Consider the following 23,941-nt stretch of genomic DNA (forward strand, 5'->3'; position numbering starts at 1 on the left):
GTCGCTTCGCGGCGGCCGGAAAGCCGTGTGGCCCACATCGGCCACCCTGCGGCAGCAGGCCCCGCGGAGCACGGACCACCGCCGCCCGGCCCCGCGGCCTCACCGGCCAGGAGGCGCCTCCCCGTCTGGGTGGGCACGGCCGTCATGGACGTGCGGCGGAAGGATGCGGACACACGGGCCCACACCACCACCGACCCTCATTTCCTGACTGACAACCACACAATTCACCCGCCTCTGTCCATGGGAACAGCGGACGTTCACCCGGAAGAAGGCATTGGGGACGGCGCGAACGTTTCTGCGTCGCCGCCTGACGGACTCTCGGGTTAGGTTCACCGACTGTCACCTCACCGGTCGTCCCCCGCCGACTGTCACGCGGGTCCCCGGGCACGTCCGTGGGCCCGGCCATGCGAGGAGAGGCATCAATGACCGAGACGCCGGCCACTACGGCATTCCTCGTGCCCGCCCCGCTGCCCGAGCCGTGCGGCCGGGTGTACCGCAGGGACGGGCACACGGTGGTGGCGCTGCGCGACGAGATCGACCTCGCGACCGCGGCGCTCATCGCGCCGGCCCTCGACGGCGCGACGTCGGACGGCTCGCCCCACCTGGTGGTCGACCTGACGGAGGTGAGCTTCCTCGACTGCTCGGGGCTGACGCTGCTGTGCCGGGCCCGCCGGCGCGCCCTGGACCGTGAGGGGCGGTTCTGGCTCGTCTGCGCCTGCCCGCGGATCCTGCGCCTGCTGCGGGCCGGCCGGCTGCACGATCTCTTCTGCCCGGTGGCCACCCCGGACGAGATCTTCCGCCCGGCGGCCGCCCCGGACGCGACCTTCCGCACGACGGACCCCGGAACCCCGGACGTCTCCTGAACGAGCGGACGGGGCCCTTCGCGCGACGGAGCCCGCGCATCCGGCCGTGACCCGCACGCGGCCCCCGGCCGACCGGCCGGGGGTCCTGCGGACGTCAGTTCTGCGCGGCCCAGAACTCGTCGAACGTGAGGAGCCCGTCCCCGTTCGCGTCATGGGAGTTGATCACGGCCTGGGCGACCGTCTCCGTGACGTAGGGGTCACCCAGCTGAGCCATGACGCTCTTGTACTCGACAGCCGATATCAGCCCGTCGCCGTTCAGGTCGTACCGCTCGAACGCCTTGCGCGCCGACTCGATGTCCGCCACTTTTCCGCCCCTTCGTAAGACTGTCTGACGGAGGTCAGATTAACGGGCGCGACGGATGGTCCCGGCGGCGGCCGGTCGACGATCATGGGTGAGCCGTCCACCACCCGGTGGGCGGTGGCCCGAGCGGGGAGCACGAGGCGCGATGAGCGAGGCACTGGCACGGATCCTGGACGCCGCGTCGCACGGGCGGTTCCCGCCGCCGGACGGGTCCACGACCGTGGTGAGGCAGCCCAGCACACGGGATGCCGGGGTGCTGGCGTTCACCGCGCACTCGGTCGTCTTCACCGACGAGGACCCCCGGTGGGTGCGGGACACCCTGGCCGCCGCCCCCGGCGACCCGCTCGCCGCGACGATGAATCCGCACTTCCTGGGCGCCCTCCTGGCCAGGACCGGCCGGCACATGAACACGATCGACCTGCTCACGGTCGCCCCCGCGCTGCCGGGCGCTCCGGAACTGGAACTGCGCGAGATCCGCGACCCGGAGCACCCCCGCGTCGCGCGGGCGATGAAGTACCGGGACGAGGTCCGGGCCTGGGGCGCGCAGGGCGGTGTGCTGATCCTCGGCCGTGGTGTGGCGGGGCGCTGGGAGACCGCGATCGAGGTGACCGAGGAGGCGCGCGGCCAGGGGCTGGGCAAGCGGCTGGCACGGGCGGCCCGGCACCTGGTGCCGGACACGGTGGTGTGGGCCCAGCAGTCGCCCGGGAACGCCCGCAGCGTGCGGACGTTCCAGGCGGCGGGCTACCGGCCGGTGGCCTCGGAGGCCCTGCTCGTCGCCGGGTGAGCCGGCAACCGGCGCGGCCCCGCCGGGGCCTGGCTCAGCGGAAGACGCCGGTGTGGCCGAGCGAGTAGCGGCCCGGCTGCGGGTAGACGGCGAGGCCGTGCGGTCCGCTGCCCACCGGGATGCGGGCCAGCTGCTTACCGGTGGCGGTGTCGATCGCGTACACCTCGGCGTCGTAGCGCCCGGACAGCCACAGGACCTTGCCGTCCGCCGAGACCCCGCCCATGTCCGGGCTGCCGCCGTTCGGCAGGCGCCACTTCTTCGCCAGCTTCTTCCGGGCGAAGTCGAAGACGGAGACGGAGCCTTCGCCGCGGTTGGAGATGTACATCTCCTTGGCGTCGCGGCTGACGTAGAGCCCGTGCGTGCCCTTGCCCGTGGGCAGCAGCTTCGGTGGGGTGAAGTTCTTCCCGTCCAGCACCCACATGCCGTTGGCGATCATGTCCGCGATGTAGAAGGTGCTGCCGTCCGGGGACAGCTTGACGTCCTGCGGCATGGCGCCCTCGAACGGAAGCCTCTGCTGGCCCACGACCTTCATCTGCGCCGTGTCGACCTTGAGGAGTTCGCCGGAGAACTCGCAGGAGACGATGAAGTACCGGCCGTCCGCGGAGAAGTCGGCGTGGTTGACGCCCGCGCAGCTCACCGGCACGGTCTTGGCCGTCTTCATGGTGTGCGCGTCGCGGAAGACGAGTTCGCGGTCCATCGAGGCCATCACGACGGCGTACTTGCCGTCCGGTGTGAAGTAGAGGTTGTACGGGTCGGAGACGTCGACCGTCTTCCCCGGCCTCCCGGTCGCCGGATCGATGGCGGTGAGACTGTCGCCGACGTCGTTGTTGACCCAGAGCGTCTTCAGGTCCCAGGACGGGACGACGTGCTGCGGCTGACGGCCGACCGGGATCGTCTCGATGACCTTGTACGTGACGGGGTCGATCACCGAGACGGTGTCGGAGTTGGTGTTGGGCACGTACACCCGGGACGGGAAGCCCTTGACGGCCGGCGACAGCTTTCCCGGCGCGTCGGCCGCGTACACGTTCCCGGCGTCGAGGACGGGGGGCATCCCGGGGAGCCCCGGGGGCGCGGGCGGGGTGACGTGTTCGGGCCGGGCGGGCGGGGCGGCGGCCTCGGTGGCGGCGTCGGCCCCCTTGCCCGCGGGGGTGCCGCCGCACCCGGTGAGGACGGCGAGCAGGAGGCCCCCGAGCAGGGCCGCGGCGCGTGGGGTGGTGGGAGGCATCAGGTCAGCAACTCCGTGGTCGTCACCGCACGCAGGTGGCGGCGGTCGAGTTCGGTGAGGAGGAGGGGCAGTGCGGCGACCGTGTCCGCATAGCCGAAGTGCATGCTCACCACCGATCCGTTGCGGATCTCCCCGGCCACCTTGCGGGTGACGGCCGCGGCGCCGGGCGAGGTGAAGTCGAGCGAGTCCACGTCGTACGAGAGGACGTGGGGGTATCCGGCCCGGACGGCGAGCCGCTGGACGAGCGGGGTGGCGTACCGGGTGCGCGAGGGACGGAACCAGGTGCCGATGGAGCCGGTGAGCCGGTGCAGCCGCTGGGCGCAGTCGGTGATCTCCGCGTAGGCCCGTGGCTCGTCCATCGCGGAGATGTCGATGTGGCGCTGGGTGTGGTTGCCGAGGTCGTGGCCGCCGTCGAGGATCCGGCGGGCCATGCCGGGGTGCTCGTCCAGCCAGCTGCCCACGGCGAGGACGGTGACCCTCGCGCCGGCGCGTTCGGCCTCTTCGAGGACGGTCCGGGCGACGGCGGGGTCGCCCTGCCCGTGGAAGGTGAGGGCGACGCGGGCGCGGTCGCGGGGGCCGTGGTCGATCTGCACGGGCTGCCCGGGGATGCGGTGCGGGGCGGGCGCCGGGGCGTGCGCGCCGGTGGTGGCGGCCTGCTTCCTCGGTGCCGGACGCGTGGGGGGCTTCGCCGGCGGGCCGGCGGCGTCGGGGTCCGCACAGCCGGCGGCGAGGGCGGCCGTGAGGGCGGCTCCCGCGCGCAGGGCGCTGCGTCGGCGCACCGGTCCGTCGGGAACGTTCATGCGCAGAACATTAGGGGCGCGATGTCCGGAAAATAACAATTGACCCTGTGGCGGGCGTCGAAGGTCACACGGATGCGCATGTCCACCCCTCGGGAGATCAATGAATCACCCAGGGAATCCCCGACTTGCTCGCTATTTTCCAGGCATGTGACTCAGTACACCTGCGATTCATCGATGGAATGTCCGGAGATGCACCACTATAGGAGTATTACGGCTTTGGCGATGGAGTCGCCCGTCTGCCATAGTCGGGGACACGACCCCCATGACCCGGGCCAGGTCGTCACAAGCGGCCGTGAACACACCCCCCATGTCACGGCCCCCCACACAGAAGCCCCCGCAGCGCCGCACCACGGCCGATCCGGGGGCTTCTGTGCATCCGCCGGCAGGGGCCGAAGGCCGGCGGCGGGAGCGGAGGGGTGGTGACCGGCAGGTGGAGCGGACGGGCCGAAACGGCCGGGGCAGGGGGCGACGGGTCAGCGGTCGGAGGTCCGCATCTCGAACCAGGTGGTCTTGCCGCGCGGCAGCAGGTCGACGCCCCAGCGGTCGGACAACTTGTCGACCAGGAAGAGCCCGCGCCCGCCGATGTCCGTCTCCTGGACGGGCATCAGGCACGGCAGTCCGCGCGAGGGGTCGCGGACCTCGATCCTGATCCAGCCGCGACGGCGCATCATCCGTAACCCGAAGACCCTGGCGCCGGTGTGCCGCACGGCGTTCCCGACGAGTTCGGACACGAGCAGAACGGCATGCTCGGCGGTCTGCGGGGAGAGCCCCCACTGACGCAGCACCACACAGGAAGTGAGCCTGCGCGCCGTGGCGGCGGACTCGGGGCGGGAGGGCAGCCGGACCTCGTCCTCCGTCGGATTCCCGAACAACTCCAGCGCTTTGAACGCCTGTTCGTCTTCGACGGCCGGCATCCTCCGGTCCGCTGTCACGCTGCTGCGCTGTCGCGGCTGCTCCACACCCTCCAGGCCCGCCATGGACACCATCATGGCCGCACAGCGGGCACCCCGTGGCCGTTCCGCGGGAATCCGCGACCCCGGACAAGGCATTGCGCGGAGGGCTCCAGGCATATGCCACTGACAGGATGCCCCCTCGCGCACCCGCACTGACCTGCGGGAACGCTCCGGTCGAACGGGTTCGCCCGGGCCGCCGTGAAGCCGGGCCTTAAGGTTGCCTTAAGGCCCGGCTAATCCGCCCACACGGATGAACGCTCACCCGGCCGTTCCCAACTGGCGTTCGGTCAGAGGAACTTGGCCTTGCCCGGGCCCTCGTCCACGAAGCTGCGCATTCCGCGCTCCCGGTCCTCGGTGGCGAAGAGGCCCGCGAACCAGGTCCGCTCGATCGTGAGCCCGGTGTCGATGTCCGTCTCCAGCCCGGCATCGACGGCCTCCTTGGCGGCGCGCAGCGCGAGCGCCGGGCCCTTCGCCAGCTTGGCGGCCCAGGCGTGCGCCTGCTCGTACACCTCGGCGGCGGGCACGACGCGGTCCACCAGCCCCATGGTCAGGGCCTCCTCGGCCTTCACGTGGCGGCCGGTGAAGATCAGGTCCTTGGCCTTGGCGGGGCCCACCAGACGGGCGAGGCGCTGGGTACCGCCGGCGCCCGGGATCAGCCCGAGCATGATCTCCGGCTGTCCCAGCTTGGCGTTGTCCCCGGCGATCCGGAAGTCCGCGCACAGGGCCAGCTCGCAGCCGCCGCCGAGCGCGTAGCCGGTGACGGCGGCGACGACCGGCTTGGGGATGCGGGCCACCGCGGTGAAGGAGTCCTGCAGCGCCTTGGAGCGTACGACCATCGCCGGGTGGTCCATCGCCTGCATCTCCTTGATGTCCGCGCCGGCCGCGAACACCTTCTCGCCGCCGTAGAGCACCACGGCGCGCACGTCGTCGCGCCGCGACGCCTCTTCGGCGAGCTCGCGCAGCCGGTCCTGGGTGGCGATGTCCAGGGCGTTCATCGGCGGACGGTCCAGCCGGATCGTGCCGACGCCGCCGCTTACTTCGAGGGTTACGGTCATGGGAGGCAGGTTAACGGGCGCTCACGCGAAGGGGCCCGGTGCCGTTGGTCACAGCACCGGGCCCCTTCGCGCGCTCCGTACGGCGGAACCTACTTGGTCCACTCCGACCAGCTCATGTTCCAGCCGTTGAGGCCGTTGTCCGGCTGGATCGTGCTGTCGTGGGAGTTCTTGACGATCACGACGTCGCCGATCAGGGAGCGGTCGAAGAACCAGGCCGCCGGGGTGCTCGGATCACCGGCGCCGCGCGCGTCCTGAAGTCCGACGCAGCCGTGGCTGGTGTTGGTGGAGCCGAAGATGCCTGAGCCGCCCCAGTAGTTGCCGTGGATGAAGGTGCCCGACGTGGACAGGCGCATCGCGTGCGGCACGTCCTTGATGTCGTACTCGCCGCCGAAGCCGACGGTGTCACCGTTCATCCGGGTCACCCGGAGCTTCTCGCTGATGACCATCTGGCCGTTGTACGTGGTGGTGGCCGGGGCGCCCGCCGAGATCGGGATGTCCTTGATCTGCTTGCCGTCACGGACGACCTTCATGCGGTGCGTGCTCGCGTCGACCGTGCTGACCTGCCGGCGGCCGACGGTGAACGACACCGTCTTGGCCTGCTTGCCGTAGACCCCCGGGCGCCCCTCGACACCGTCGAGGTTGAGCTTCACGGTCACCTTGGTGCCCGCGGCCCAGTAGTCCTCGGGACGGAAGTCCAGGCGGTCGTTGCCGAACCAGTGGCCCTCGATCTCGACGGCGGGCTCGGCCGTCACCTCGATGGCCTTCTCGACGGACTCCGGGTCGGTGATGCCCCGGGTGAAGTGGATCGAGACCGGCATGCCGACACCGACCGTGGAACCGTCCTCCGGGGTGTACTGCCCGATGAAGGTGTTCTGCGGGACCAGCGTGGTGAAGGTGGTGTCCTTCGCCGATTCACGGCCCTTCGCGTCCTTGGCGACCGCGTGGACCCGGTACTTGGTCGCCGAGGCCAGGTGCCGGTCCGGCTCCCAGCTCGCGCCGTCGGCCGCGATCTTCCCCGCGACCTCGGCCCCCTTGGGGTCCAAGACCTTGACCGTGGCCAGCTTCCCCTGCTCGGCCGAGACCTTCAGTGCCCCGCTCGTGGCGACGGAGTCGGCCCCGTCCTTCGGCACGATGTTCACCACGGCCTGCGAGGCGGTGGTGTCCTCGGCCTTCGCCCCGTCCGCCCCGCCGCCCTTGCCGCCGCTTCCGGTGTCTCCCCCGCCGCACGCCGTTACCAGCAACAGCAGCGCACCCAGTACCAGAGCCAGCAGACCGGTGGACCCACGCCCCCGCCGCCTGCTGTCCGCCCCGGCCGATGCCCCCGATATCGGCTGCCCGTTCAATGTGGTCGTCTCCCCTCACACGGCCTGGTCCCGCCAAGGCCCCGGGGGCCCGCAGGCCCCACCCCCGCGCGCTACAGATGCACGCTCATCGAAAGATAATCACACCGACAGCGGGCAGATCTCCCCACGAATGTCACCGTTCAGTCCCAACTCGTCCAGGACTTCGCCTGGTCGCGGGCGGTGTCGCCCCCGTGGGGCCGGTACGCGGGACGGCGCGGCCGGAGCGGCCGCGCCGTCGATGAGGCAGCGGGGGAACGCCCCCGGGCGTCAGCGGAGTGCGGAACCCGCCTTCCACCGCTTCCAGTCCATGTTCCAGCCACTCAGGCCGTTGTCCGGAGCGACCTGCTTGTCCGTGGAGTTGACGACCTCGACGACGTCCCCGACCAGGGTCCGCTCGAAGAACCAGCCGGCCGGGGTGGCGCCGCTGCCGCCCTGCACGTCGCGCAGCCCGATGCAGCCGTGGCTGACGTTGGCCGAGCCGAAGATGTCCTCGTCGGACCAGTAGTTGCCGTGCAGGAAGGTGCCGGACTCGGTGAGCCGGACGGCGTGCGGGACGTCCTTGATGTCGTACTCGCCGCCGAAGCCGACGGTCCGCCCGTCCATCCGCGTCACCTCGTGCATCTCGCTGACCACCATCTTGCCGTTGTACGTGGTCGTCCTGGCGGAGCCCGCGGTGATCGGGACGGTGGAGACGAGCTGCCCGTCCCGGCGCACCTCCATCGTGTGCGCGGCCGCGTCCACCCGGGACACCTGCTCGCGGCCGACCGTGAACCGCACCGTCTTGCGCTGGCTGCCGTAGACCCCCGGCGCCCCCTCCACGTCGCGCAGCCCCACCTCGACGGTCACCTCGGTGCCCGGCTTCCAGTAGGCGGCGGGCCGGAAGTCCAGGCGTTTGTCGCCGAACCAGTGCCCCGCGACCTCGACCGCCGGATCGGCGGTCACCCGGATGGCCCGCTGCACGGCCGCACGGCGGGTGACGGGACGGTTGAACGCGAAGGAGACGATCATTCCGGTGCCGACCGTCGACCGGTTCTCCGGTTTGAAGTAGCCGATGAAGCGGTGTTCGGGGACCGCCGTCGTGAAGGTGGTGTGCCGGGCCGAGCGGCGCCCCGCGCCGTCCACGGCCACCGCGTCGACGCTGTACTTGGCGGCGAGCCCGAGCCGGCCCGCCACCCCCTGCGGCGACCAGGAGAGCCCGTCCTCGGCGATCAGACCCCGCACCTTCGTCTGCTGCGCGTCCTCGATCCGGGTCACCTCGACGCTCTCCAGCCGTCCGTCGGGAACCCTCACCTCGATGCGGCTGTCCGGCGCGACGTCCTCGGCCCCGTCCCGCGGGGTGATCCGGATGGCCTCCTGCGGCGAGCGGGGTTTCCCGCCGATGATCGAGTCCGTACCCGAGCAGCCGGTCAGAACAGCCAGTACGGCCACTACGGCGAGCAGTCCCGACCGGGCCGTCACGGTCACCGGGCTCGCCCCTGCCTTCTTCGCTACGTGGTTCACGTCCCCCCAACGACGGGGGCGGGCCGGGGGAAACGTGAGTGCGGGCCCCGTCGTGGGCAGAACAGAGGGGACGACCACACTCGGGGAGCCGCGGCCGGGACGCCGCACGCCCCCCTCACGGTGCCGGTCCCCACGAGCCGCGGGAGGCGAGCAGGTGTCGAGCGCAGCCGAGCAGGAGGCAGGGCCGAGGACGGATACGGGGCCGGCCGGACCGGTGCCGGAGCGGGCTGCCGCCCCGGGGCCGGGGCGGGCCGCCGAGCCGGCGCGGCGGCCGCCCGCCGTGTGGCCGGGGGCGCCGACGCCGCTGGGAGCCCGCTTCCGGGTGGGCCCCGACGGGGTCGCGGGCACCAACTTCGCCCTCTGGGCCGGCGGGGCGGAGGCCGTCGAGCTCTGCCTCTTCGACGAGGACGGCACCGAGACCCGCCTGGCCCTGACCGAGCTGACCCACGAGATCTGGCACGGCTTCGTGCCCGGTGTGCGGCCCGGCCGGCGCTACGGCTACCGGGTGCACGGCCGCTGGGACCCGTGGACGGGTGCGCGGTGGAACGCGGCGAAGCTCCTCCTCGACCCGTACGCACGGGCCGTCGACGGCGATTTCACCCTTCCGGCCGAGGTGTACGGCCATGTGAGGGACTGGCCCCAGCAGCACGTCGCCGACACCGTGCGCGACGAACGGGACTCCGCTCCGTACGTCCCCAAGGGCGTGGTCGTCCATGACGACGACGACTGGGCCGAGGACCGGCGGCCCAAGACCCCCTGGGCCGACTCCGTCATCTACGAGCTCCACGTCCGCGGCTTCACCGCGCGCCACCCCGGCATCCCCGAGGAGCTGCGGGGCACCTACGCCGGTCTCGCGCACCCCGTGGCGATCGGCCATCTGCGACGCCTGGGGGTGACGGCGGTGGAGCTGCTGCCGGTGCACCAGTTCGCCCACGAGGACCACCTGTTGCGGCGCGGGCTGCGCAACTACTGGGGATACAACTCGATCGGCTACTTCGCCCCGCACGCCGGGTACTCCGCGAGCGGCACGGCGGGGGAACAGGTCGGCGAGTTCAAGCGGATGGTCCACGCCCTGCACGACGCGGGGATCGAGGTGATCCTCGACGTCGTCTACAACCACACGGCCGAGGCGGGCGAACTGGGGCCGATGCTGTCGCTGCGCGGCATCGACAACCGCGGCTACTACCGCCTCCAGTCCGACGCCCGCCGCTACGCGGACTACACGGGGTGCGGCAACACCCTGCACGTGGTGCAGCCGAACGTGCTGCGGCTCATCACCGACTCCCTGCGGTACTGGGTGACCGAGATGGGCGTGGACGGCTTCCGGTTCGACCTGGCGGCGGCGCTGGCCCGCTCGATGCACGACGTCGACATGCTGTCCCCGTTCCTCGCGGTGATCGCCCAGGACCCCGTGCTGCGCCGGGTGAAGCTGATCGCCGAGCCGTGGGACGTCGGCAACGGCGGTTACCAGGTGGGCGCCTTCCCGCCGCTGTGGACCGAGTGGAACGACCGCTACCGGGACGCCGTACGGGACTTCTGGCGCGGGGCGCTGCCGGACGTACGCGATCTCGGCTACCGGCTGACCGGATCGAGCGACCTGTACGCGTGGGGCGGCCGGCGGCCGTACGCGTCGGTCAACTTCGTCACCGCGCACGACGGCTTCACCCTGCGCGACCTGGTCAGCTACGAGCACAAGCACAACGAGGCCAACGGCGAGGGCAACCGGGACGGCACCTCGGACAACCGGGCCTGGAACTGCGGAGCCGAGGGCGAGAGCGACGACGCCGGCGTCAACGCGCTGCGCCGCCGCCAGTTGCGCAACCTCCTCACCACCCTGCTGCTGTCGACCGGGGTGCCGATGCTCGTCGCGGGCGACGAGATGGGCCGTACCCAGGGAGGCAACAACAACGCCTACTGCCAGGACAACGAGATCGGCTGGGTGGACTGGTCGCTGCTGGAGCAGCCGCAGTGGCGGGAGCTGACCGAGCTGACGGCCCGGGTGCTTTCGCTGCGCCACGCCCATCCGGTGCTGCGGCGCCGCGCGTTCTTCTCCGGGCGGGCCCAGGCGCCTGACGGACTGCGGGACCTGGCGTGGTTCACCCGGCAGGGCGCGGAGATGAGGGAGGAGGACTGGTACGCACCGGCCGCCACGGTCGGGCTCTACCTCTCCGGCCGTGACATCCCGGGCCGGGACGCCCGGGGCGAGCAGGTGAGCGACGACAGCTTCCTGGCGGTCCTGCACGCCGGGGACCGGCCCGTGGACTTCCTGCTGCCGGGGCCGCCGTGGGCCGACGCGTACGAACTGCTCGTGGACACCTCGCGGGAGGACCAGTCCGCCGCACCCGGCACGGTCCACCGGGGCGGGGCGGCCTTCACGGTGCCGGCGCGGTCGGTCCTGCTGCTGCGGGTGCGGTCGTGACGGGCCGTCACGGGGTGCCGGAGGCGGTCAGCCGAGGATGCCGCGCTCGTAGGCGACCGCGACCGCCGCGGCGCGGTCCTTGGCGCCCAGCTTGGCGAAGACATGGGTGAGATGGGTCTTCACGGTCGCCTCGCTGATGAACAGCTCGGCGGCGATCTCACGGTTCGGCGTCCCCCTGGCCACGAGTACGAGCACCTCGCGCTCGCGCGCGGACAGCGATTCGTGGCCGGGTGCGGCCGGGGTGCGCACCCGTGAGATCAGCCGGGAGGCGACGGCGGGCGACAGGACCGTGCGGCCGTCGGCGGCGGCGCGGACGGCGGTGAAGAGCTCGTCGCGCGGCGCGTCCTTGAGCAGATAGCCGGTGGCGCCCGCCTCGATGGCGGGCAGGGTGTCGGAGTCGGTGTCGTACGTGGTGAGGACCAGGACCTTGGAACGGGCGCCGCGCCGGGTGAGTTCGGTGATCGCCGCGACTCCGCCGCCGCCCGGCATCCGCAGGTCCATCAGCACGACGTCGGGGTCGAGCCGGACGGCCATGTCGACGCCTTCGACGCCGTCGGCCGCCTCGCCGAGCACCCGGAACTCCGCCGCCGACTCGAACATGCCGCGCAGTCCGTCCCGTACGACGGGGTGGTCGTCGACGACGATCAGGGTGATGACGCGTGCGGGTTCCCGGTCCATGGCGGTCACCGTACTGCGCGGACGCGGGTGACCGGCTGTCTCAGCCGTGCCGGACCATCGGGACCCGGGCGCAGACGGCGGTGCCGAGGTCCGGTCCGGTCTCCACCTCGACGGTGCCCGCGATGCGTTCGGCGCGGGCCCGCATGCCGCCGAGCCCGAAGCCGCCGGCGCCCCGGTAGGGCGGCAGCGCGGCCGGGTCGAAGCCGCGGCCGTCGTCGCGTACGTCCAGCGAGATCTCGTCGCCCATGTAGGACAGGGTGATGCCGGCCCGGGAGGCGCCGGCGTGCCGCGCCGCGTTGGCCAGGGCCTCCTCGGCGATGCGCAGCAGGGTGGCGCCGACCTCGTCGTGCAGGGGCTCGGCGGTGCCGGTGACGGTGAACTCGGCCCGGACACCGGTCCGCTGCGACCAGGTGGTGACCGTCTTCTCCAGCGCGCCCGGCAGATCGTCGTGCTCCAGCGCGGCCGGGACGAGGTTGTGCACCGAGCGACGCGCCTCGCCGAGGCTGTGCCGGGCGAGAGCGGCCGCCCGGGCCAGGTGCTCCCCGGCGAGGACGGGGTCGGCCTCCGCCGTGGAGGTGACCGCCTGGAGCTGGGCGATGATGCCGGTGAGTCCCTGGGCGATGGTGTCGTGGATCTCGGCGGCCAGCCGGCTCCGCTCGTCGGCCACCCCCGCCTCGCGGGCCTGCACGAGGAGCTGGGCGTGCAGCCCGGCGTTCTCGGCCAGGGCCTGTTCGAGCCGGGCGTTGGCCCGCTCCAGTGCGGTGATGGTGTCGGTCTGGGTACGGGACTGTTCGGCCTCCCGGTCGCCGATCTGGGCGAAGACCAGGGTGAGGGTCACGTGCACGGCCAGCACGACGGCGAAGACGACCCAGTTCATGAACGTGCGGGGCGGCAGGCCGCTGCCGGACTGCGACCCGGCCATGATGACGGCCGTGACCAGCAGCCCGGCCCGCATGCCCCGTCGCGGGAGGACCCGGCCCGCGTCGAAGTAGCCGAGCACCGCGTAGATCGAGAAGAACGGGTTGCACCAGGTCAGCCCGAAGGCCAGCAGCGTGCGGACGACGAAGTAGCACAGCGCCGTCCGCGATCCCGGCTTCGCCTGGGTGCGGCTCCACCAGAGCTGCAGGACGAGGGCCGGGGGGACCAGGACCGCGGCGGCGTACACGTGCGCGCGGGACATGATGAGCCCGCTGGTCACGGCCGAGACCACGGTGGCCAGAGCGAGCAGCCCGTAGGGTCCGTGCCGGTAGAACCGCTCCCACCACTGCTCGGCCGTCGTCACACCGGTCATGGCCGCCGTCTCCCCCGGGTCCGCGTCCGCCGCCGTCATGGGGGAAGTGTCCCCCCCGTACCGGCTACTCCCACCGGAAGGTGCGGATCGCGGCCATCGCCGCCAGTACGGTCCACAGCGCCACCACCCCGAGATACGCCCAGCTCGGCCAGGCGCCGGTGGCCGCGCGGTCCAGCACCTGGGACGCCGCGCCGAACGGGCTGACCTGGACGATGTGGCGGACCGTGCCGGGCATGGCCTGCACCGGCACCCAGACGCCCGCGGTGAACATCATCACGAAGAAGACCACCGAGCCGACGGCGGCCGAGACCTTGGTGGTGCGCGAGACGGCGCAGACCAGCGCGCCCAGGGCCAGCACGCAGGCGACGGCCAGCAGCAGCCCGAGCAGATAGCCGAACGGCTGAGCGGGCAGCCGGACTCCGAAGGCGATCCGGCCGACGGCCATCACCAGCAGGGTGGAGCCGAGCGCCGCGGCGCCGTGCAGGGCGATCTGCGCGCCGAGCAGGGCAGAGGGGCGCACGGGGGTGGTGGACATGCGGCGCAGGATGCCGCGTTCGCGGTAGCCGGTGAGCACGGGCGGCATCGCCTGGAGACCGGCCATGATCATGGCGAGCAGCACCGCCACGGGGACGTACAGGTCGATGACGCGGCGGCCGCCGAGCGCGTCGTCGTGCTCCCGGAAGGACGGGATCAGGCCGAGGATCGTCATGAGCGCGGTCGGGAAGACGAGGATCCAGAACAGGCTGCCGGGCTCGCGGAGGAAGAGCCGGGCCTCCGATCGCAGGACCGCGAGCGAGGCGCGCGAGGAGACGGTGCGGGGCGCGGGGTCGGTCGTCGTCGTGGCCATCTCAGGCTGCCTGTTCCGTCAGGCCGCGCTCGTCCGCGGGGCCTGACCGCTCGGTGAGGTCGAGGAAGGCGTCGTCGAGGGTGGCCTCGGCGACGCGGAGCCGGTGCGCGGTGATGCGGTGCCGGGCCAGCAGCGAGATGACGGCGTTGACGGTCTCGTCGGTCCCGTTGATGAGGATGCGTCCGTCGCTGTTCTCGTACGAGGCGACGCCGGGCAGCCCGGCCAGTTCGGCGTCGGGGAGCGGCTGCGAGGGCGTGAAGGAGATGGCCGTGGAGCTGCCGGCCCTGGCGATCAGGCCGGACGGGGTGTCGAGGGCGGCGAGCCGCCCCCGGTCGATCACGGCGATGCGGTCGCACAGGCGCTGGGCCTCCTCCATGAAGTGGGTGACCAGCACGACGGTGACCCCGCCGGCGCGCACCTCTTCGATCAGCTGCCAGGTGTCGCGCCGGGCGCGCGGGTCCAGCCCGGTGGTCAGCTCGTCGAGGACCACGACCCGGGGGGCGCCGACGAGGGCGAGCGCGATGGACAGCCGTTGCTTCTGGCCGCCGGACAGCCGCCCGTACCGGGTGGTGAGCCGGGTCTGCAGCCCCAGCCGTTCGGCGAGGGAGCGCCAGTCGGCGGGCCGCGGGTAGAAGGCGCTGTACAGCTCCAGCGCCTCGCCCACGGTCATCTTCGGCTGCAGTTCGCTCTCCTGGAGCTGCACGCCCAGCAGGAGTGTCACGCGGTCGTGGTCGGCGACGGGGTCGAGCCCGGCGACGCGGACCGTACCGGCGTCGGGGACGCGCAGACCCTCGACGCACTCGACGGTGGTGGTCTTGCCCGCGCCGTTGGGCCCGAGGATCCCGAAGATCTCCCCCTCGTCCACGGAGAAGCTCACCCCGTCGACCACGGGGCGGCCGGCGTAGGTCTTGCGCACCCCGTTCACTTCGATGATTGGCATGCCTGTGAGCATCGCGGGGGCGGAGGCCTCGGCGGCATCCGCCAACGCGCTCGAACCGGCATCCGCCGATCGGTTGATGCCGCGCTACGACCGGCCGCCGCCCGGCCCGGCTCCGGCTTCCCCAGCCGCCTGCTCCGGCCGGGGAAGGCGGGGAAAATCATGTGAGCGATGTCAGTGGTGAAACGTAGGCTCGCCCCTGATGCCCGAAGAACATGCACAGCCCAAGGACCGGTCCGCCGCACAGAGCCTGGTGCGGCTGTGGCCGTATGTGAAGCCGGTACGGACCCGTCTGTTCGGCGCCGCCCTGATCGCGATCGTCGCCTCGTGCCTCGGCCTGGTGATACCGCTCGTGCTGAAGTGGATCGTCGACGGGCCGGTCGCCCACCAGGACCCGGGCGGTGTCTGGCTCGGGGCGCTGTTCCTGCTGTTGCTGGGGATCGCCGAGGCGGTCCTGTTCGGGGTGCGGCGATGGCTGGTGGCGCGTCCGCTGGCCGGAGTCGAGGCGTCGATGCGGGCCGACCTCTACCGGCATCTGCAACGGCTGCCGGTGGCCTTCCACGACCGGTGGTCCTCGGGCCAGTTGCTGTCGCGCGGCACCACGGACCTGATGCTGCTGCGGATGTTCCTGGCCTTTCCGCTGACCTTCCTGCTGGTCAACGCCACCACCATCCTGGTCGGATTCGTGATCCTGCTGCTCCAGGAGTGGACGCTCGGCCTGGTGCTGCTCGCCCCCGTCGTGCCCCTGGTGATCATCTGCTCGGTCTTCGAGACGAAGTACTCGTCGGTGGCGCGCAGCGCCCAGGACCAGGTGGGCGATCTGACGACGGTGGTCGAGGAGAGCGTGCTCGGCATCCGCATCATCAAGGGCTTCGGCCGGCACCGCAGCCAGGCCCTCGCCTTCCGCGCGCTCTCCCAGCGGCTGCGCACCACGGAGCTCGGCAAGGCGCGGCTGCTCGCGGGTATCTGGGCGCTCATCACGACGATCCCCGAACTGGCGATCGGGGCGGCGCTGGTGCTGGGCACGATCGAGGTCGCGGACGGCGGGCTTTCGGCGGGCACCCTGGTCGCGTTCCTCTCCACGGCGCTGGCGCTTCGGTGGCCCGTCGAGTCGATCGGCTTCCTGCTGGCGATGAGCCAGGAGTCGGCGACGGCGACGGAGCGGTTCTTCGAGGTGATGGACGTGGCCGAGGAGACGGACACCGCCGCGCCGGTGAGCACCTCCCACGGCGGCGTCCCCGAGGCCGGCGGCATGGTCTTCGAGGGGGTGGGGTTCCGCTACCCGGACGCGGCGGAGGGTTCCGTGCCCGTTCTGGACCGGATCGACCTGCGGATCCGGCCGGGCGAGACGATGGCCCTGGTCGGGGCCACGGGATCCGGCAAGACCACGCTCACCGCGCTCGTTCCCCGGCTGCACGACGCCACGTCGGGCCGGATCACGCTGGACGGCGAGGACATCACCGCGATGTCGCGCGCCCGGCTGCGCGAACTGGTGTCGGTGGCGTTCGAGGAGCCGACGCTCTTCTCCGCGAGCGTCGGGGAGAACGTGCTGATGGGCGCGGCGGATGCGGGCGAACAGGAGCTGCGGCGGGCCCTGTCGGTCGCGCAGGCCGACTTCGTCCACGACCTGCCGCACGGCGTCGACACCCAGGTCGGTGAACAGGGCCTCAGCCTCTCCGGCGGCCAGCGCCAGCGCCTCGCTCTGGCGAGGGCCGTGGTCGGCCGGCCGCGCTTCCTCGTGCTCGACGACCCGCTCTCGGCGCTGGACGTGCACACGGAGACGCTGGTCGAGGCGGCGTTGCGGCGGGTGCTGGAGGAGACGACGGCGATCGTGGTCGCGCACCGGCCGTCCACGGTGATGCTCGCCGACCGGGTGGCGCTCCTGTCCGAGGGCCGGATCAGCGCGGTCGGGACCCACCAGGAACTGCTGCGCGACAACGCCGAGTACGCCTGGCTGATGTCCGGCGCCGGCGTCACGGACGCCGGGGAACCGGCAGCCGGGGTCCGTTCCCCCGCAGCCGGAGGTGCCGGGCGCCCGCCCGGGCCCGACCGTACCGAGGCGTCCTGGGCGGACGCGACGGCCGACGACGTCCTGGACATGGACGCTCCTGCCGAGGAGGGCAGCACCCGATGAGCAGCACGACGACCGGGCATCCGGCGGAACCGGGCGGCGGCCGGGACGAGGAGGCCCGGCCGGTCTCCGGAACCGCCCCGCAGGCGGACCGAAGCGCCGTGCCGCCTTCCGGGGCTCCACCGAAGACGGCCGGGGCTCCCCGGAAGGCGGCCGGTGACCCCTTCGACCGCGACGATCTGCCCACCCCGCCCGGCGCCACGCGCGCGCTGCTCGCCTCGCTGCTGCGGCCGCTGCGGGGCCGGGTCGTGGTGGCCGCGCTGTTCCTGCTGGTCCAGCAGGTCGCGGTCCAGGCGGGGCCGTTGCTCGTGGCGTACGCCATCGACAGCGGGGTGCCCGCGTTCCGGGACGAGGACTACGGGCCGCTGGTCGCCGTGGCCCTCGGCTACGCCCTCTGCTCGGCCGGTGCGGGCGCCATGCAGTACGCCTTCATCCGGGCCGCCGCGCGGGTCAACCAGGACGTGCTGCTCGATCTGCGCGGCCGGATCTTCCGCCATGCGCAGGCGCTGAGCGTGGACTTCCACGAGCGGTACACCTCGGGGCGGCTGATCTCCCGTGCCACCACCGACGTGGAGTCGCTGCGGGAGCTGCTCAGCGAGGGCCTGCAGGAACTGATCGGGGTCGTCCTCTCCTTCGTCTCCATCTCCCTGATGCTGCTCTGGCTGGACGTCGGCATGGGCGCCGTGGCGGTGCTGTCCTTCGTGCCGCTGTACCTGCTGGTGCGGCTCTACCAGCACCGGGCCGCGGTGATCTTCGCGTCGCGGTCGACGGCGATCGCCGCGGTCATCGTGAAGTTCGCGGAGACGATGAACGGGATCCGTCCCGTCCAGGCCTTCCGCCGCGAGCCCGTCAACGACGAGGTCTTCCGCGCGCTCAACCACGAGCACCGGCGCACGAACGGCGACGCGATGCTGGAGAACGCGCGCTACGTCGTCGGGTCCCGGCTGGTCGCCAACACCGCCGTGGCCGGAATCGTTCTGTGGGGTGCCTACCGCGTCGCCTCCGGAAGCCTCGCCCTCGGTGTGCTGGCCGCGGTGGTCCTGTATCTGCGACGGCTCTACGACCCCATCGACCGGCTCAGCATGTTCCTCAACTCCTACCAGTCGGCGGCGGCTTCGCTGGAGAAGATCGCGGGGCTGCTGGCGCAGACGCCCACCGTCCCCGAGGCGCTGGAGCCGCGGGAACTTCCGGTGCCGGCGGATCAGCGCCCGGGCCGTGAGGTGGTCTTCGACGGGGTGCGTTTCGCCTACCGCACGGGCGGCGAGGTGCTGCCGCGCTTCGACCTGACCATTCCCGCGGGTCAGACGGTCGCCGTGGTCGGCTCGACGGGCGCGGGCAAGTCGACGCTGGCCAAGCTGCTGGCCCGCTTCTACGACCCGACCGAGGGCCGGGTCCTGCTGGACGGCACCGATCTGCGGGATCTCGCCACCCCCGAACTGCGGCGCGGGGTGGTCATGGTGACCCAGGAGGCCTTCCTGTTCTCCGGCACCGTCGCGGAGAACATCGCGATCGGCAGCCCGGACGCGACCCGTGAGGAGATCGAGCAGGCCGCCAAGGCGATCGGCGCCCACGACTTCATCGCGGGTCTGCCCGACGGGTACGACACGGACGTACGCAAGCGCGGCGGCCGGATCTCGGCCGGTCAGCGCCAGTTGGTCGCGTTCGCCCGCGCCCTGCTCGCCGACCCGGCGGTCCTGATCCTCGACGAGGCGACGAGCTCCCTGGACATCCCCGGCGAGCGGGCGGTGCAGCAGGCGATGGACACCGTGCTGCACGGCCGCACCGCGGTGGTCATCGCCCACCGGCTGTCGACCGTGGAGATCGCGGACCGGGTCCTGGTGATGGAGCACGGCCGTGTGGTGGAGGACGGCGCCCCGGCCGAACTGATCGGCGGCACGGGCCGGTTCGCCGGCCTGCACCGCGCCTGGCGGGAGAGCCTGGCCTGAGCGGCCCGTCCGGAGGTTCCGCGATTCGGTGCGCACTACCCGTGAGATGCGCACCGAATGCGCAATTCCAAGGATCTGTGCGCACTGACTCCGCACGGTAACCAGCTCCGGGGAGTTGGCTTCAACAAATCACCCGGCTTGGCACCCGGTTCGATCAGAACCCCGCCCTCATGATCGATAGGACTACGGCCGCTTACAGCACGCGCAAAGCCTGGTCGGCGTCGCGTTCACGCCTGGCGAGCGCATGGAGCACGGCCTGATCGCCGTGCCGGTCACGGGCGGCTGCGACAAGGACATCGACTGCGACGGCGAGCGTGGCTTCGGGTGTCCGGCAGTGAGCGCCCACGCTCAGAACCAGGTCATCAAGGTGCACTGCCAATTCGACGCATCGGGTTTGGAGGTAGCCATCGAGCAGCATTTCCTCTCCGGGCCGGTGGAGGACGGCCACTCGCCGATCCGCCGGCTCTTGGACCAGCCGTCGTGCCAGCCTTTGCCGGGCGGCGCGCGCCTGCTCAGCCACGGCGGCGGGGCCGGCGGCTGCCGTCTCCTCGCTCCGCGCGCGCACGCCGACGTTGAGTGCGGAGTCCGGCGAAGACGTGCCGACGAGCCGCGCGTAGTAGCGCACTGGCGATACCGGCTCCGCGCCGACTGTCTCACCGTCGAGGAACCATTCGACCTGCAGGACGCTGCGCGCAAGGTGACCAGCCAGTCCGCCTACCGTCATCCCCGGCAGCACCGACTCCTTGCCCCAGCACTGCGCCACCTCTTCCGTGGCCAGCAGGCGCACAGCCTGCTCGGCGCCGAGCAGGTATGCCGTGCGTATCTCCTCAGTCATACGAGGCATCCTGCCCGCACCAAGACCGCATCGACCGAGGTGTCCATATGGTGGAATCATAAACCAGAATGTGGACAACCTCGGTGGGGCCGAAGCCCATCACTGCCTGCGAGATACCGGATCGGGCAGACCACTCGCGCCCGAGAGATCACCCGACGGGACAGTCGCACCCAGATCTCGATCACCGCACGGAAGATTCAGCTCGTCGGAGGGTCCGCACCCTGAACGACTACCTCGCTACGGCCGTTCAGAACCAGCCAACGAACCTCCCCTGCGGACAGCAACCTGATCACTCGGTATTGGCTGGCGGCCGGCCGCGCGGTTCTGCCAGGGTGACGACCATGACCCGTACCTTCCTGCCCGGTCTCGAACTGGCGCGGCTGTTTCACACAGAGGTCGTCGCCCCCATCCTGGACACGGCGTTGGACAGGGTGCCGTATTCGGCAGCACTGATCGGCTGGGGCTCCGAAGTACAGGGTTTCGACACCGCACGCTCGACCGACCACGCCTGGGGCCCCAGGATGCAGGTGTTCCTCAGCAGTGGCGACTTCCGCGCCCACGCGGACGAACTGGACGCTCTGCTGGACCGCGAGCTGCCGCAGACGTTCCGCGGCTACCCGGTCCGCTTCCCCTTTCCCGACAGCGCACCGGCCCGGCACTGGGTTCACGTCCACGACATCCAGGGCTTCTTCACCGAGCACCTCGGCGAGGACCCGGCCGCCGGCCTCTCCGTGTCCGGCTGGCTGACGACCCCGACGCAGGTGCTGCGCGAGCTGACCGGAGGCGCCGTGTTCCACGACGGGCTCGGCCTGCTGGATTCCTGCCGCAAGGAACTGACCTGGTATCCGGACGATGTCTGGCGCTACATCCTGGCCTGCCAATGGATGCGCCTGTCCCAGGAGGAACCGTTCGTCGGACGCTGCGGAGAAGTCGGTGACGACCTGGGTTCCGCGGTAGTGGCCGCCCGACAGGTGCGCGACCTGATGAAACTGTGTCTGCTGATGAACCGGATCTACCCGCCCTACAGCAAATGGCTGGGCACCGCGTTCGCGGAGCTCCCGTGCGCCGCGGCGCTCACGCCACTGCTGTCCGCGGCGCTGGCGGCGCGAAGTTGGCAGGAGCGGGAGCGGCATCTTTCCCCGGCCTACGAGATCACCGCCGGCATGCACAACGACCTGGGGCTGACCGAACCGCTGGAGACGAAGGCCCGCTACTTCCACACCCGGCCGTTCCTCGTCATGGACGGCCACCGCTTCACCGACACCCTCATGGCCACGATCAACGACCCGCGGATCAGGTCGCTGCCGCCCGTCGGTGCGATCGACCAGTTCGTCGACAGCACCGATGTGACCCAATTCGCCAGCCGTCGCACGCGCTACATCACAGGCCCCGTACCCGCTGTGCCACACCTCGACAAGTAGGCACGCGACGACCCACAGGACGCCGTCACCGACTGTGACGGGCGGCCTGCCCAGCAGGGCGCCTGTCGCGCGCGGAGGACCGATACCCGCAGTGCTCACTTCCCGCGGAATCCGGTATGTCCGCCGGAGTCGGTGCGCACGAGAAGGCGGAACCCACACCGTCCGCGCCCCGGGGGCCGGGGGAGCCACTCCCCCGGGGTGCGAACGCTTCACGCCACGGGCGGCGCGAAGACGCGCGGAACGAGCCACAGTTCCCAGCCGTCTCGACAGGTGGGCATCTCCCGGCCCCGCTCCTCCTTTTCGAACACGGCGCCGTCGCGCCCGACCGCAGCTCCCCCCTCGGATTCGGCCTCCTATGGTCCTTTACGCCATCGAGATGACGTTCGGCGAAACGTCCGCTTAACGAACATGACCATTCCGGCAACGGACGAATTCCGGCCAACTTGTTGACGCGGTCCTGACAGGCGACTGCTTCTGCTGACACTCTTCACCCCGTTCTGCGCACTGCTTGCTATGCCCGGACGGCTCACCCAGCCGCCGGTACCCCCCTCGCAGAAGGAGTCCGCGTGAGATCCACGCTCAGCCGTCGTACCACCGCGACCGGCGCTCTGATAGCCGCAGCAGCCCTCCTCGCCGTAGGAGTCCAGACCGGAACGGCCACGGCGACGCCCGGCGGCACCGCCCAGGCCGCCACCGGCGCGTCCCAGCCCCGTCCCGGCGCACTGGCCAAGCAGCTCTCGCCCTCGCAGCGGGCCGAGCTCATCCGTGAAGCGAGCGCCGGCACCGCGGCCACCGCCAAGAAGCTCGGGCTCGGTTCGCAGGAGAAGCTCGTCGTCAAGGACGTCGTCCAGGACAACGACGGCACCACGCACACGCGTTACGAGCGCACCTTCGGCGGACTCCCCGTCCTCGGCGGCGACCTGGTCGTCCAGGAGTCGAAGGCCGGTGCGACCAAGAGCGTCACCAAGGCGTCCAAGGCCACCTCGGCGCAGCTCAAGGCCGTCGACACGACCGCGGACGTGGCCCCGGCGGCCGCCGAGAAGCAGGCCGTCGGCCTGGCCAAGGCGGACGGCTCCTCCAGGACCGCGGCCGAGAAGGCGCCGCGCAAGGTCGTCTGGATGGCGTCGGGCACCCCGCAGCTCGCCTACGAGACCGTGGTCGGCGGACTGCAGGAGGACGGCACTCCGAACGCCCTGCACGTCATCACCGACGCCACCACCGGCGCGAAGCTCTACCAGTGGCAGGCCATCGAGAACGGTGTCGGCAACACCGAGTACAGCGGCCAGGTCACCCTCAACACCTCGGGTTCGTACAACCTGACCGACACCACCCGCGGCAACCACAAGACGTACAACCTGAACCACGGTACGTCCGGCACGGGCACGCTCTTCTCCGGCTCCGACGACGTCTGGGGCAACGGCCTCGCCTCGAACGCGGAGACCGCGGCGGCGGACGCCCACTACGGTGCGGCCGAGACCTGGGACTACTACAAGAACGTCCACGGCCGGACCGGCATCCGTGGCGACGGCGTCGGCGCGTACTCCCGCGTCCACTACGGCAACAACTACGTCAACGCCTTCTGGGACGACAGCTGCTTCTGCATGACGTACGGCGACGGCAGCGGAAACGCCTCACCGCTGACCGCGCTGGACGTCGCCGCGCACGAGATGACGCACGGCGTCACCTCCAACACCGCCGACCTGAACTACAGCGGTGAGTCCGGTGGCCTCAACGAGGCGACCAGCGACATCTTCGCCACCGCCGTCGAGTTCTACTCGAACAACGCCACCGACAAGGGCGACTACCTCATCGGCGAGAAGATCGACATCAACGGCGACGGCTCGCCGCTGCGCTACCAGGACAAGCCGAGCAAGGACGGCGCGTCCAAGGACGCCTGGTACTCCGGCATCGGCAACGTCGACGTCCACTACTCGTCGGGCCCGGCCAACCACTTCTTCTACCTTCTCTCCGAAGGCAGCGGCGCCAAGACCATCAACGGCGTCTCCTACGACTCGCCGACCTCCGACGGCCTGCCGGTGACCGGCATCGGCCGCGACAAGGCCGCGCTGATCTGGTACAAGGCGCTCACCACCAAGTTCACCTCGACCACCAACTACGCGGCCGCCCGCACGGGCACCCTCGCCGCGGCCGGTGAGCTGTACGGCACGACCAGCGCCGAGTACAAGGCCGTCGCCGACGCGTGGGCCGGCATCAACGTCGGCTCGCGCCCGGGTGGCGGCACCGACCCCGGCGGCACGGTCTTCGAGAACACCACCGTCGTGGCCATCCCCGACCACGGCTCCGCCGTCACCAGCTCGGTCAACGTCACCGGCCGCACCGGCAACGCTCCCAGCACCCTCAAGGTCGGCGTGGACATCACCCACACCTACCGCGGTGACCTGGTCCTCGACCTCGTCGCCCCGGACGGCACGGCCTACCGCCTGAAGAACTCCTCGTCGACCGACTCGGCGGACAACGTCCAGACGACCTACACGGTCAACGCCTCCTCGGAGGTGGCGAACGGGACCTGGAAGCTGAAGGTCCAGGACGTCTACTCGGGCGACATCGGGAAGATCAACAGCTTCAAGCTGACCTTCTGAAACGGCCCCACC

General features: G+C 71.3%; 19 protein-coding genes. 7 read left to right on the forward strand and 12 right to left on the reverse strand.

Annotation, left to right across the window (positions count from 1 at the left end):
• The first annotated feature begins 422 nt into the window (after positions 1-422).
• Entirely contained in the window at positions 423-863 is a 441-nt protein-coding gene (locus ABZ454_RS22210; RefSeq protein ID WP_359540123.1) for an STAS domain-containing protein, read from the forward strand.
• Positions 864-957: 94 nt separating this feature from the next.
• Here the strand turns inward: ABZ454_RS22210 and ABZ454_RS22215 are convergent, their stop codons facing one another.
• Positions 958-1,167, reverse strand: coding sequence for an EF-hand domain-containing protein (locus ABZ454_RS22215; protein ID WP_219574369.1), 210 nt, complete (start codon positions 1,165-1,167; stop codon positions 958-960).
• 142 nt (positions 1,168-1,309) lie between these two features.
• Here ABZ454_RS22215 and ABZ454_RS22220 point away from each other — a divergent pair, with 142 nt between their 5' ends.
• Entirely contained in the window at positions 1,310-1,948 is a 639-nt protein-coding gene (locus tag ABZ454_RS22220) for a GNAT family N-acetyltransferase (protein WP_359540125.1), read from the forward strand.
• Positions 1,949-1,982: 34 nt separating this feature from the next.
• Here the strand turns inward: ABZ454_RS22220 and ABZ454_RS22225 are convergent, their stop codons facing one another.
• The 6 genes from ABZ454_RS22225 to ABZ454_RS22250 all read right to left on the reverse strand — a co-directional run bounded on the left by ABZ454_RS22225 (position 1,983) and on the right by ABZ454_RS22250 (position 8,824).
• Positions 1,983-3,173 carry a hypothetical protein gene (locus ABZ454_RS22225; RefSeq protein WP_359540127.1) on the reverse strand — a complete coding sequence of 397 codons (1,191 nt, stop codon included), beginning with the start codon at positions 3,171-3,173 and terminating at the stop codon, positions 1,983-1,985.
• Positions 3,173-3,973 (reverse strand): polysaccharide deacetylase family protein, encoded by an 801-nt coding sequence (locus ABZ454_RS22230; protein ID WP_359540129.1) that lies wholly within the window; start codon positions 3,971-3,973, stop codon positions 3,173-3,175. The genes ABZ454_RS22225 and ABZ454_RS22230 overlap by 1 nt, the downstream gene beginning before the upstream one ends.
• Positions 3,974-4,446: 473 nt before the next feature.
• Positions 4,447-4,962 carry an ATP-binding protein gene (locus tag ABZ454_RS22235; protein WP_359540131.1) on the reverse strand — a complete coding sequence of 172 codons (516 nt, stop codon included), beginning with the start codon at positions 4,960-4,962 and terminating at the stop codon, positions 4,447-4,449.
• A 251-nt stretch (positions 4,963-5,213) separates the two neighbouring features.
• A complete protein-coding gene (locus tag ABZ454_RS22240) occupies positions 5,214-5,981 on the reverse strand; it encodes an enoyl-CoA hydratase-related protein (RefSeq protein ID WP_359540132.1) in 768 nt (255 codons plus the stop codon).
• An 89-nt stretch (positions 5,982-6,070) separates the two neighbouring features.
• Positions 6,071-7,324, reverse strand: coding sequence for an Ig-like domain-containing protein (locus ABZ454_RS22245; protein WP_359540134.1), 1,254 nt, complete (start codon positions 7,322-7,324; stop codon positions 6,071-6,073).
• A gap of 267 nt (positions 7,325-7,591) precedes the next feature.
• On the reverse strand, positions 7,592-8,824 hold the full coding sequence (locus tag ABZ454_RS22250) for an Ig-like domain-containing protein (RefSeq protein ID WP_359540136.1): 1,233 nt from the start codon (positions 8,822-8,824) through the stop codon (positions 7,592-7,594).
• 214 nt (positions 8,825-9,038) lie between these two features.
• On the opposite strand from ABZ454_RS22250, the gene glgX reads away from it, so the two are divergent.
• Positions 9,039-11,243, forward strand: a complete 2,205-nt coding sequence (gene glgX, locus ABZ454_RS22255; RefSeq protein ID WP_356318940.1) for a glycogen debranching protein GlgX — start codon at positions 9,039-9,041, stop codon at positions 11,241-11,243.
• A 27-nt stretch (positions 11,244-11,270) separates the two neighbouring features.
• Here glgX and ABZ454_RS22260 read toward each other — a convergent pair whose 3' ends face one another.
• The 4 genes from ABZ454_RS22260 to ABZ454_RS22275 form a co-directional block, all read right to left on the reverse strand.
• Positions 11,271-11,921 (reverse strand): response regulator transcription factor, encoded by a 651-nt coding sequence (locus ABZ454_RS22260; RefSeq protein ID WP_359540138.1) that lies wholly within the window; start codon positions 11,919-11,921, stop codon positions 11,271-11,273.
• A gap of 40 nt (positions 11,922-11,961) precedes the next feature.
• Positions 11,962-13,212, reverse strand: coding sequence for a sensor histidine kinase (locus ABZ454_RS22265; protein ID WP_359540181.1), 1,251 nt, complete (start codon positions 13,210-13,212; stop codon positions 11,962-11,964).
• Between the two features lie 64 nt (positions 13,213-13,276).
• The gene (locus ABZ454_RS22270; RefSeq protein ID WP_359540139.1) at positions 13,277-14,059 is read right to left on the reverse strand and encodes an ABC transporter permease; all 783 of its coding nucleotides are present in this window, start codon (positions 14,057-14,059) and stop codon (positions 13,277-13,279) included.
• A gap of 1 nt (position 14,060) precedes the next feature.
• Complete coding sequence (locus ABZ454_RS22275; RefSeq protein WP_359540142.1) at positions 14,061-14,999, reverse strand: ABC transporter ATP-binding protein; 939 nt, start codon at positions 14,997-14,999, stop codon at positions 14,061-14,063.
• 199 nt (positions 15,000-15,198) lie between these two features.
• On the opposite strand from ABZ454_RS22275, the gene ABZ454_RS22280 reads away from it, so the two are divergent.
• The gene (locus tag ABZ454_RS22280) at positions 15,199-17,130 is read left to right on the forward strand and encodes an ABC transporter ATP-binding protein (protein WP_359540144.1); all 1,932 of its coding nucleotides are present in this window, start codon (positions 15,199-15,201) and stop codon (positions 17,128-17,130) included.
• The gene (locus ABZ454_RS22285) at positions 17,127-19,073 is read left to right on the forward strand and encodes an ABC transporter ATP-binding protein (protein ID WP_359540145.1); all 1,947 of its coding nucleotides are present in this window, start codon (positions 17,127-17,129) and stop codon (positions 19,071-19,073) included. The genes ABZ454_RS22280 and ABZ454_RS22285 overlap by 4 nt, the downstream gene beginning before the upstream one ends.
• 193 nt (positions 19,074-19,266) lie before the next feature.
• On the opposite strand, the gene ABZ454_RS22290 is transcribed toward ABZ454_RS22285, so the two are convergent.
• Entirely contained in the window at positions 19,267-19,908 is a 642-nt protein-coding gene (locus ABZ454_RS22290; protein ID WP_359540147.1) for a maleylpyruvate isomerase N-terminal domain-containing protein, read from the reverse strand.
• A 341-nt stretch (positions 19,909-20,249) separates the two neighbouring features.
• Here ABZ454_RS22290 and ABZ454_RS22295 point away from each other — a divergent pair, with 341 nt between their 5' ends.
• Both ABZ454_RS22295 and ABZ454_RS22300 read left to right on the forward strand, forming a co-directional pair.
• Positions 20,250-21,329, forward strand: a complete 1,080-nt coding sequence (locus ABZ454_RS22295; RefSeq protein ID WP_359540149.1) for a DUF4037 domain-containing protein — start codon at positions 20,250-20,252, stop codon at positions 21,327-21,329.
• A 566-nt stretch (positions 21,330-21,895) separates the two neighbouring features.
• Positions 21,896-23,929 carry a M4 family metallopeptidase gene (locus ABZ454_RS22300; protein WP_359540150.1) on the forward strand — a complete coding sequence of 678 codons (2,034 nt, stop codon included), beginning with the start codon at positions 21,896-21,898 and terminating at the stop codon, positions 23,927-23,929.
• Positions 23,930-23,941: the final 12 nt, after the last annotated feature.

The organism is Streptomyces sp. NPDC005803, from assembly GCF_040630435.1.
Lineage (GTDB): Bacteria > Actinomycetota > Actinomycetes > Streptomycetales > Streptomycetaceae > Streptomyces.

Bases quoted from the DNA above. Each gene is read 5' to 3' on its own strand.
- ABZ454_RS22210 (WP_359540123.1), top strand. From the start codon at position 423: ATGACCGAGACGCCGGCCACTACGGCATTCCTCGTGCCCGCCCCGCTG.
- ABZ454_RS22220 (WP_359540125.1), top strand. From the start codon at position 1,310: ATGAGCGAGGCACTGGCACGGATCCTGGACGCCGCGTCGCACGGGCGG.
- ABZ454_RS22225 (WP_359540127.1), bottom strand. From the start codon at position 3,173: ATGCCTCCCACCACCCCACGCGCCGCGGCCCTGCTCGGGGGCCTCCTG.
- ABZ454_RS22230 (WP_359540129.1), bottom strand. From the start codon at position 3,973: ATGAACGTTCCCGACGGACCGGTGCGCCGACGCAGCGCCCTGCGCGCG.
- ABZ454_RS22235 (WP_359540131.1), bottom strand. From the start codon at position 4,962: ATGATGGTGTCCATGGCGGGCCTGGAGGGTGTGGAGCAGCCGCGACAG.
- ABZ454_RS22240 (WP_359540132.1), bottom strand. From the start codon at position 5,981: ATGACCGTAACCCTCGAAGTAAGCGGCGGCGTCGGCACGATCCGGCTG.
- ABZ454_RS22260 (WP_359540138.1), bottom strand. From the start codon at position 11,921: ATGGACCGGGAACCCGCACGCGTCATCACCCTGATCGTCGTCGACGAC.
- ABZ454_RS22265 (WP_359540181.1), bottom strand. From the start codon at position 13,212: ATGACCGGTGTGACGACGGCCGAGCAGTGGTGGGAGCGGTTCTACCGG.
- ABZ454_RS22270 (WP_359540139.1), bottom strand. From the start codon at position 14,059: ATGGCCACGACGACGACCGACCCCGCGCCCCGCACCGTCTCCTCGCGC.
- ABZ454_RS22275 (WP_359540142.1), bottom strand. From the start codon at position 14,999: ATGCCAATCATCGAAGTGAACGGGGTGCGCAAGACCTACGCCGGCCGC.
- ABZ454_RS22280 (WP_359540144.1), top strand. From the start codon at position 15,199: ATGCCCGAAGAACATGCACAGCCCAAGGACCGGTCCGCCGCACAGAGC.
- ABZ454_RS22285 (WP_359540145.1), top strand. From the start codon at position 17,127: ATGAGCAGCACGACGACCGGGCATCCGGCGGAACCGGGCGGCGGCCGG.
- ABZ454_RS22290 (WP_359540147.1), bottom strand. From the start codon at position 19,908: ATGACTGAGGAGATACGCACGGCATACCTGCTCGGCGCCGAGCAGGCT.
- ABZ454_RS22295 (WP_359540149.1), top strand. From the start codon at position 20,250: ATGACCCGTACCTTCCTGCCCGGTCTCGAACTGGCGCGGCTGTTTCAC.